General features: G+C 59.7%; 7 protein-coding genes. 4 read left to right on the plus strand and 3 right to left on the minus strand.

Annotated features, from left to right (window positions below; all coding sequences use genetic code 11):
- Positions 1–118: 118 nt before the first annotated feature.
- The 3 genes from OC446_RS28355 to OC446_RS28365 all read right to left on the minus strand — a co-directional run bounded on the left by OC446_RS28355 (position 119) and on the right by OC446_RS28365 (position 2,953).
- Entirely contained in the window at positions 119–742 is a 624-nt protein-coding gene (locus tag OC446_RS28355; RefSeq protein WP_262032284.1) for a TetR/AcrR family transcriptional regulator, read from the minus strand.
- Positions 743–796: 54 nt separating this feature from the next.
- Entirely contained in the window at positions 797–1,036 is a 240-nt protein-coding gene (locus OC446_RS28360) for a hypothetical protein (RefSeq protein ID WP_262032285.1), read from the minus strand.
- Positions 1,037–1,978: 942 nt separating this feature from the next.
- Positions 1,979–2,953, minus strand: coding sequence for an aldo/keto reductase (locus tag OC446_RS28365; RefSeq protein WP_262032286.1), 975 nt, complete (start codon positions 2,951–2,953; stop codon positions 1,979–1,981).
- Between the two features lie 181 nt (positions 2,954–3,134).
- Between OC446_RS28365 and OC446_RS28370 the strand changes: the two genes are divergently transcribed.
- The 4 genes from OC446_RS28370 to OC446_RS28385 all read left to right on the plus strand — a co-directional run.
- Positions 3,135–4,172 (plus strand): winged helix-turn-helix domain-containing protein, encoded by a 1,038-nt coding sequence (locus OC446_RS28370; RefSeq protein ID WP_262032287.1) that lies wholly within the window; start codon positions 3,135–3,137, stop codon positions 4,170–4,172.
- A 46-nt stretch (positions 4,173–4,218) separates the two neighbouring features.
- A complete protein-coding gene (locus OC446_RS28375; protein WP_262032288.1) occupies positions 4,219–5,754 on the plus strand; it encodes an ABC transporter substrate-binding protein in 1,536 nt (511 codons plus the stop codon).
- 59 nt (positions 5,755–5,813) lie between these two features.
- Positions 5,814–7,010: a M24 family metallopeptidase gene (locus OC446_RS28380; protein WP_262032289.1), complete on the plus strand. Its 1,197-nt coding sequence runs from the start codon at positions 5,814–5,816 to the stop codon at positions 7,008–7,010.
- A gap of 10 nt (positions 7,011–7,020) precedes the next feature.
- Positions 7,021–8,173 (plus strand): M24 family metallopeptidase (locus OC446_RS28385; RefSeq protein WP_262032290.1); only part of this gene is annotated, 1,153 nt, incomplete at its 3' end.

The following is an 8,173-nucleotide window of genomic DNA, read 5'->3' on the forward strand; positions in this document are numbered from 1 at the left end:
TGCTTTTCCTTGCTGGAGCAGACCCTTGGCCTACTTCCGAGAGGTGCCATCATCAGACCTTATGCCCATCCGCGGCCTGTACGACTTGGTCGTCCTCTGGGGCCCTCCGGAATGGCCATCAGGCCCCTGCCGCGACCGACGGATGACCAAGAACACGCAGCAGCGTTCGCACGGCTTGAGCGACAATCTCAGAACATCTCTCCGGGGACGGAGACGGTTCGTGAGCGATGAGGATCGGGGTCGCAACACTCGCCCGGAGAAAGGCGAAAAACTGCACCGCTGCTAGCTCGGCATCCCAGATGTCGGCCCCTTCGGGCCGGGTGTCATCCGCAAGATAGCGCGCCAGGCGCTCGATGAGGGGCTGCATGCCCGTCTCGTAGAAGGCCCGCCCCAAGCTCGGGAGCTTCGCGGATGCCCCCACGACTACCCTCAACAGCGCAAGATTGTCCGGCTCGCGCACCACATCGAGATAATTACGGGCCAGGGTTTCCAAATTCTCCCGAAGGTCACTGGCCTTGCTCATGCCCCTGAAGGTTTCCTCAAGGCTCCTGTTCTGACAGGCCGCAACAAGGGCTGTGAAGAGTTCGTCCTTGCCTTTGAAGTACGTGTACAGCGTTCCTTTGGACACACCCGCAGCCTGGGCAATGGCCTCCATGCTGGCGCCGTCAAATCCCTCGGTCAAAAAGACAACGCGAGCCCCCTCCAGAATCTGGACCCGCTTCTTCTCCGTTATTTCGGTCATCCCCACCGGCCGCCGCGGGCCCGAGCCCGGTTAAGGTCCGATCTGCCGATGAGGTCATTCGGCATGGTCGGTGCCGATGGAAGCTAGGGCCTTGGATGCATCCCGGGTCGCCGCAACGGGACGATGCCGGTGGAGGAGCGCGATATCGAATTGAAGCACTGGATCGCAGGCTTCGATCACCCGGATTTTCTCCTCCACCAGATCAGCCAGGACGCTTCTGGGGTTCACGGCACGAAGCTCGCTCACCGCATCTCTGATCTGTTGGAATTCGCGAAGCGAAATCATCTCCGTCACTGGCCTCTCATGGTCTTGATCCGACCGCATGTCCGACCCCTCCGTGTCAGCCGCCAATGTGGGGACCCGGTTGTGTTGCAACTGACTAGTGTTGTGTCACTGACGGGTGATTCCGAAATCTGGTGGGCTGTGCGATGCTGCCTGGATGGGCAAGATCGAACGCATTGAGGTTCCCGCCGCTGATTGGGAGCGCCTGGAGACCCTGGTCCGCGACCGTAACACGCCCCAGAAGGTTGTCTGGCGGGCTCGGATTGTTCTGCTGACGGGCGAGGGTGTGAATCGGTGCCGAAGGTTGATCGCTCGCGAGGGATGCGCAACCTCTTGGTTTGGCGACACAATCTGGAGATTCGGCGGGGTCATGATCGGAGCCGATGTTGGCCCCACCGATGCTGTGAATTCGCCAGTACCATCATGCACTTGATTGCAGTTTGCTCGAGGGTCAGCATTCGATGCTGATTCACACACGTTCGTCAATCCTCGATGGACGCGTGAGGTTCGGGGCATCTTCCGCCATCTCCGCATCGCTCGCGTTCACGGTGCTCCCGCTCCCGTCGTCGAAGGTCACTGTCGATTTGCACGTCATGACGGGACTGGGCGATTTGGACGCCGATTTGTGTACTTCATGTGAGACTGAGAGGGGCACAAGTCTCACATGAAATATACAAGCGCAGGGCTGCTCAGCGACTTGCGGAATGCGATGTCCCGCATTTCCGCCTGAGAGGTGCTGCCGGCCAGCGACGAGTTCCGGGTCCACGAGGCGAGTTTCGGCACGCGTCGTCAAAAAACGTGGAGGCGGTTCGCCAGTCTCACATGAAATGCAGGCCTTTGCACTACAGTCTCAGCTAAGTCTTTGGCCCGTCAGAGGTCCCATCATGAAATAAAAATCGACAAGAACCGCGAAAGAAGCTGCTGATTGTCAACGCCGTTTGGCGCACTTCGCCATCAGGCGTGTCCGACTACCGGTTTCGGTCGATAATTCTGCTCCAACTCAGCCACGTCCCCCACTGTTAGCCTGAGTTCAAGCGCCTCGATCGCATCTTCGAACTGGTGCGGCTTGGATATGCCGACGATGGGGGCGGCTACGGCGGCGCGGCTAGCTATCCAGGCATAAGCAATTTGAGCCATCGACCGATTGTGACGTTCCGCAACCGCCTTGAGGGAAGAGATGACTGCGTCGTCGGCTGCCCTTGTCCCGTCATAGAGGGCGCGCGCTGTCCCATCCGTCTGGCTGCGCGTGGTCTCCCCTTCAACCCTTCCGGCCAGCCGGCCTCGCGCAAGTGGGCTCCAGGGTACGACACCGATCCCCTCGCTTAGGCAGAGCGGCAGCATCTCCCGCTCCTCTTCGCGGTAGATGAGATTGTAGTGCGGCTGCATGGAAACGAACTGCGCCCATCCGTGTTGGCGCTGCATGCCAAGCCCTTTCATGAACTGCCAAGCATGCATTGAGGAAGCGCCAAGATAGCGCACTTTGCCAGCGCGAACCACGTCGTTCAGCGCATCCAACGTTTCTTCGAGGGGGGTTTCGTAATCGAAGCGATGCAATTGGTAGAGATCAATGTAATCAGTACCAAGGCGTTTGAGGCTCCCATCGACGGCTTCGAAGATATGCTTGCGTGACAAGCCGCGATCATTCGGATCGCCGCTCATCTGATTATATACTTTGGTCGCGATCACTAGCTTGTGGCGCGGCACTAGGTCTAGCAACACCTTGCCAATAACCTCTTCGCTCTTGCCGAGCGAATACATGTCAGCGGTATCGAAGAAGTTGATGCCAAGATCAACTGCTTGCCGCAGGATCTTGGCGCTGTCGTCAAGCCCCAGCACCCAAGGCGCCCAATCGCTTGACCCAAAGGTCATGCAGCCGAGCGCAAGACGCGAGACTTTCAGGCCACTGCGGCCAAGGCTGACATATTCCATTGGTACACCTCGTGAAGCTTGATCGGCAGTAAGCTGCAATTTTGGCCTCGGCGAGCGATTTAACTGGAAATTTTGAAGGCATTCAATGGGCTTGCTGTGAAATTATGCAGAAGTCCTCGTAGGGGGATTGCCAAACGGAAATCTCCTGTTACCGTCAGTGTATCAATCGGATGATACACGCATGTTCACCATTGACGCGTCCAGCATTGACCGGTCCCTGCCCGTTCCGGTGGGGAAGCAACTGTATGGCCTGCTAAGTTATGTGCTGTCCTTCGGCGACATGCCAAAGGGTGCTAAACTGCAGTCCGTGCGTCAGCTTGCGGCCGAACTGGACATCGCGCCGATGACGGTGGCCGAGGTCTATAAGCAGCTCCGCTCCGACGGTCTCGTCGAAATCCGCCCCGGTCTTGGCGCTTTCACCGTCTATGAGCCGCGCCGTGGTGATGGCGTGATTGCACCGGCAAGCGTGCTCAGCGCCGATATCGATAGCCTGCTAGAGAAGGCCGAGGCGCTTGGCATTTCGCCGATCACGCTCGCCTCGATGGTGCAGGCACAAGCGAAGCTCCGCAAACCACGCGTCCATCTGAATATCGTCTTCGTCGGCATATTCGAGGCGCCGGCACGTGATTATATCGAGCAGATCCGCCCGACACTTGCCGCCAACGACGTTATCACGCTTCTGACCTTCGACCAGCTCCATGAGAACGAAGAGGCGCGCAGCCAATGCCGCGATGCTGATCTCGTGCTCACATTCATACATCGTGAAGCAGAGGTGCGCGGCCTCGTGCCGGACGCCAATATCCTGTCCATCCGCTTCATTCCGTCAGAGAGTACTCGTCAAGCGCTGGCATTGCTTGATCCGCGCACCCGCGTTGCGGCCGTCACGCAGCTCAAGGACTACATCGCCATCATGCGACCTAGCGTGCGCGAATTCGCGCCGCATATTTCCGACATCACCGTCGCGTGGTCCTATGCGGACGACCTGGCCGATATCATCGCCCGCTGCGACGTCGTGATCTACGCGTCCGGTGCAGATCACGTTGCCGATCTCGCCGGCGCCAACAAGCGCTGCTTCGAATACCGCCATTCGCCGGATCCGGGCGTGCTCGAAAATCTGCTGGCACCTGCACTCGCCGAACTGCGCCACAACAAGATCGCCGATGCCGAGCGCCCGGCAAAGGTCGCCAATATTGCGTCGCGGAGGACCAAGAGCCGCTGACCGCATAAGCCAAGCTTTGAATGAACCAAAACCAAAGGGAACAGACATGAGCAAAGCACTCTCGATCAAAGCAGCCGCCCTTCTCATAGGATTTTCCTTCACCGCTCTGAACGCGGCGCACGCCGCGACCATCACGCTCGGCACGGATGTCGATGCAGGCACGCTCGATCCGCGACTTGCGCGAGATACAACGGCCTACCGCGTCGCTGACCTCATCTATTCCGGCTTGGTCCATCTGACGCCCGGCCTGGAAGCCAAGCCCGACCTCGCCGAAAGCTGGGAAAATCCGAACCCGACCACTTGGATCTTCAAGCTTCGGCCGAACCTCAAATTCTCCGATGGCAGCCCGCTGACATCAGCCGACGTGGTATTTACCTTTACCACCATCCTGAATAAGGATTTCAACGCGCCGCAGCGTGCACTTTATACACCAATCTCGGCGGTGGAAGCTGTCGATGCGCAGACGGTCAAGTTCACGCTTTCGGCGCCTTACGCGCCCCTGCTCAGCTATCTCGACATCGGCATCGTGCCGAAGACCTTGGTCGAAGGCGGCGCTGATATCGCACTGAAGCCGGTCGGCGCCGGCCCTATGAAGTTCACCTCGTGGACCCGCGGCAGCGTCATCGAACTTGCGCCGAACCCGAATTACTGGGGCGAAAAGCCGAAGGCCGACAAGGTGGTCGTGAAAATCATAGGCGACGGCTCGGCCCGCGCGCAAGCCTTCGAGGCAGGTGACCTGGATATTATCCAGTCCCCGCTCGCGCCGCAGGACATCAAGCGCCTGCAGGAGGACAAGCGGTTCGGTGCCGTCGTCCAGCCGGGCCTCGGCGTAACCTATATCAACTTCAATACCAAGGACCCGCTGCTTTCGAGCCCAAAGATGCGGCAGGCCTTCTCGATGCTGATCGACCAAAAGACCATCGTCAACGACATCTATCAGGGTGTCGATGCGGTTGCCTCCTCGATCATCTTGCCTTCGTCTTGGGCCTATTCGAAGGATATCAAGCAGCCGGGCTTCGACATCGAAGGCGCCAAGAAGCTCTTCAAAGAGGAAGGCTGGGCCGACACCAATGGCGACGGCATTCTCGACAAGGGCGGCAAGCCGCTGAGCATCGTGCTATCCACGCATAACGAAGACAGCAACCGCGTCCAGACAATCGAGTTCATGCAGGCGAACTTCCAGGCCGCCGGCGTCGACGCTAAGACGCAGATCAGTGACTGGCCGACCTTCTCCACCAACTATGTGCAGAAGTCGCAGCATCAGATCGCCTTGCTCGGCTGGCTGAATATCGTTGACCCGGACCGTCTGCTGTTCGCACAGCTGACCACCGGCGGCTCGACCAACTGGGGCGCCTATTCCAACCCGGCGGTCGACGACCTGCTGAAGCAGGGCCGTTCGGCGACCACCCAGGCTGACCGTACCACCGCCTATCAGAAGGCCGCGACAATCTTGGCCAGCGATCTGCCCTACTACATTGTTTCTTACCAGGGATATCAGCTCTTCTATTCCAAGAAACTGCCCTTTGAAGTGCAGGCGACCCCGCGCGGTAATATGCGCGGTCTGATCGGTCTCAAGGACTGATGAGCGCTGGCTGAGCAGTCGATCGCGGGCCGGTTCGGCCGGCCCGCCCATGACTGAAATTGCAGTTCCAGGATAAACTGATGGCTTTCTCACAGCGTCTCGGCGCGGACTTCTATGCCAAAATCCAGACCGAAATCCGCAAACGGATGGCGACCCACGACATCGATCTGCTGCTTCTCGATTCCAATGACGACGTAATCTACACGACCGGATTCTCGCATTACACAACCGAGCGCCCGGTGGTCTTTGCGATCACCGCAACGGATGCTTTTCTCTTGCTCCCGGAGCTGGAACGCACCCACGCAGTCCACCAGCACATTGCTGCCGAGCCGATCGTCTATTTCGAATTTCCCGGTATCGATCCATGGAGCGCCGTGCTCGGCCGCAAGTTCGCCGGCTTCAAGGGAACGGTCGCCTATGGCCATGCAATCTCGCTTGCCCGGGTGAAGCCGATCGAAGGCGCCTTTCCGAATGCGGAGCGGGTGATCCCGAGCAAGATCGTCCAGCAGATGCGGCTCCGGAAACATCCCGAAGAGATCGCACTTCACCGCGAGGCCGCCCGGCTTTCCGACCACATGGTGGAAGCCGGCGTCGAGATGATCCGCGAGGCGATGCGTAAGGGCGGGACGCTGCCGTGCGAGGTTGAGATCGAGTCCTACGTCTCCCGCCATGCGATGCGCACCATGCACGAGGAGCATGAGGACGTCATGCTGGTGCAGGGACTGGCGAGCGGGCTCGTCTATTCCGGCCCGCGATCGGCCTTCCCGCACGGCATGCCGACTGGCCACCCGGTAAAGATCGGCGAAAGCATCATCCTGTCACTCGGCTGCCGGGTCGGCGCGCGTGCCTCGGAGAGCGAGCGTACCTTCTTCATCGGAGAACCGTCAAAGCTTCAGGAACAGCATTATTCTGTCGCCTACGAGGCGCAGCGCAGGGCGACGGCGGCGCTGATCGCTGGACATACCTGCGCTTCCGCCGACGATCTGGCGCTTGCCTATATCCGCGATAGTGGCATGAGCGAATACCTGCTGCATCGTGTCGGCCACGGCATGGGCATCATGTTCCACGAGGCGCCTTGGGTGGAAGGCGGCGACCAGACCATTCTGGAGCCGGGCATGATCACATCTAGCGAGCCGGCGATCTTTGTGCCGGGCTTTGCCGGATATCGCATCGCCGACACTGTACTGATCGCGGCCGAAGGGCCGGATAGTATGACGCTTTACCCCCGTAAACTCGAAGACGTCATCATCGCCTGAGGTTCGGAAAATGAGTTTCAGCCAACGTCTCGCACCGGAATTCTTTGAGCGCCTGCATTGCGACATCCGCGCTCGCATGGCGGAGAACGGTATAGGCCTCCTGATCCTCGATGCCGCTGATGACGTGCTCTACACGACCGGCTTTTCCTTCCGCCCGAACGAAAGGCCGGTGGCGCTGGCGCTGACCGCGACGAATGCGATCCTGCTGATCCCGGAACTCGAACGCGAGCACGCAGACCGGCAGGACGTGGCGGCCGAAACGGTTGTCTATTTCGAATTTCCGGGCGTTGACCGCGCATTTTCGCTGCTTGCGCGGACGGTCGGCGTAATCAAGGGCGATGTCGCCCATTCCTTCGGCCTTTCGGTCGGTCGGGCGGCGGAACTCGCTGGCCTCTTCCCAAACAACCGTGTCGCGCCAACCGATATCGTCACGACGATGCGGCAGGTGAAGTATCCGGAAGAACTACGGCTGCATCGCGAGGCGGCGCGGATCTCCGACGCCATGGTACAGTCCGGCGTAGATCTCGTCACCGAAGCCTTCCGGGCCGGCAAACCGCTGCCGAGCGAGATTGCGATCGAGGCCCATGTGGTACGCCACGCGCTCGACATCATGGAAAGCGAGCACGAGGACATCATGAACGTGCCGACGCTGGCTGGCGGTCTCGTTTACGGCGGGCCGAACTCGGCCTATCCGCACGGCATCATTTCCCATCGCCGTATCCAGCCGGGCGAAAGTTTCATCCTTTCCCTCGGTTGCCGGGTAGGCGGTCGTTCGGCGGAAAGCGAGCGCACCTTCGTGCTCGGCGAGCCCAGCAAGGACTACGAAAAATACTATTTGATCGCTCAGGAAGCGCAGCGGCTCGGGACCGCGGGCCTCGTTGCTGGGCGCAGCTGTGCGTCGGCCGATATCACGGCACTCACCTATATCCGCGAACACGGCATGACGCCCTATCTTAAGCACCGTGTCGGCCACGGCATGGGCGTCGCCTTCCACGAATCTCCTTGGGTCGAGACCGGTGACGAGACCATTTTGCGCGAAGGCATGATCTGCTCGAGCGAGCCCGCGCTGTATGTACCGGAGGTTGGTGGTTTCCGCCTCGCCGATACTGTCTTGGTGACAGAGAAAGGTCCGGATTCGCTGACGAAATTCCCCCGCCGCTTCG

Origin of the sequence: Microvirga sp. Mcv34, from assembly GCF_024519725.1 — a bacterium.
GTDB lineage: Bacteria > Pseudomonadota > Alphaproteobacteria > Rhizobiales > Beijerinckiaceae > Microvirga.

Bases quoted from the DNA above. Each gene is read 5' to 3' on its own strand.
- OC446_RS28355 (WP_262032284.1), bottom strand. From the start codon at position 742: ATGACCGAAATAACGGAGAAGAAGCGGGTCCAGATTCTGGAGGGGGCT.
- OC446_RS28365 (WP_262032286.1), bottom strand. From the start codon at position 2,953: ATGGAATATGTCAGCCTTGGCCGCAGTGGCCTGAAAGTCTCGCGTCTT.
- OC446_RS28370 (WP_262032287.1), top strand. From the start codon at position 3,135: ATGTTCACCATTGACGCGTCCAGCATTGACCGGTCCCTGCCCGTTCCG.
- OC446_RS28375 (WP_262032288.1), top strand. From the start codon at position 4,219: ATGAGCAAAGCACTCTCGATCAAAGCAGCCGCCCTTCTCATAGGATTT.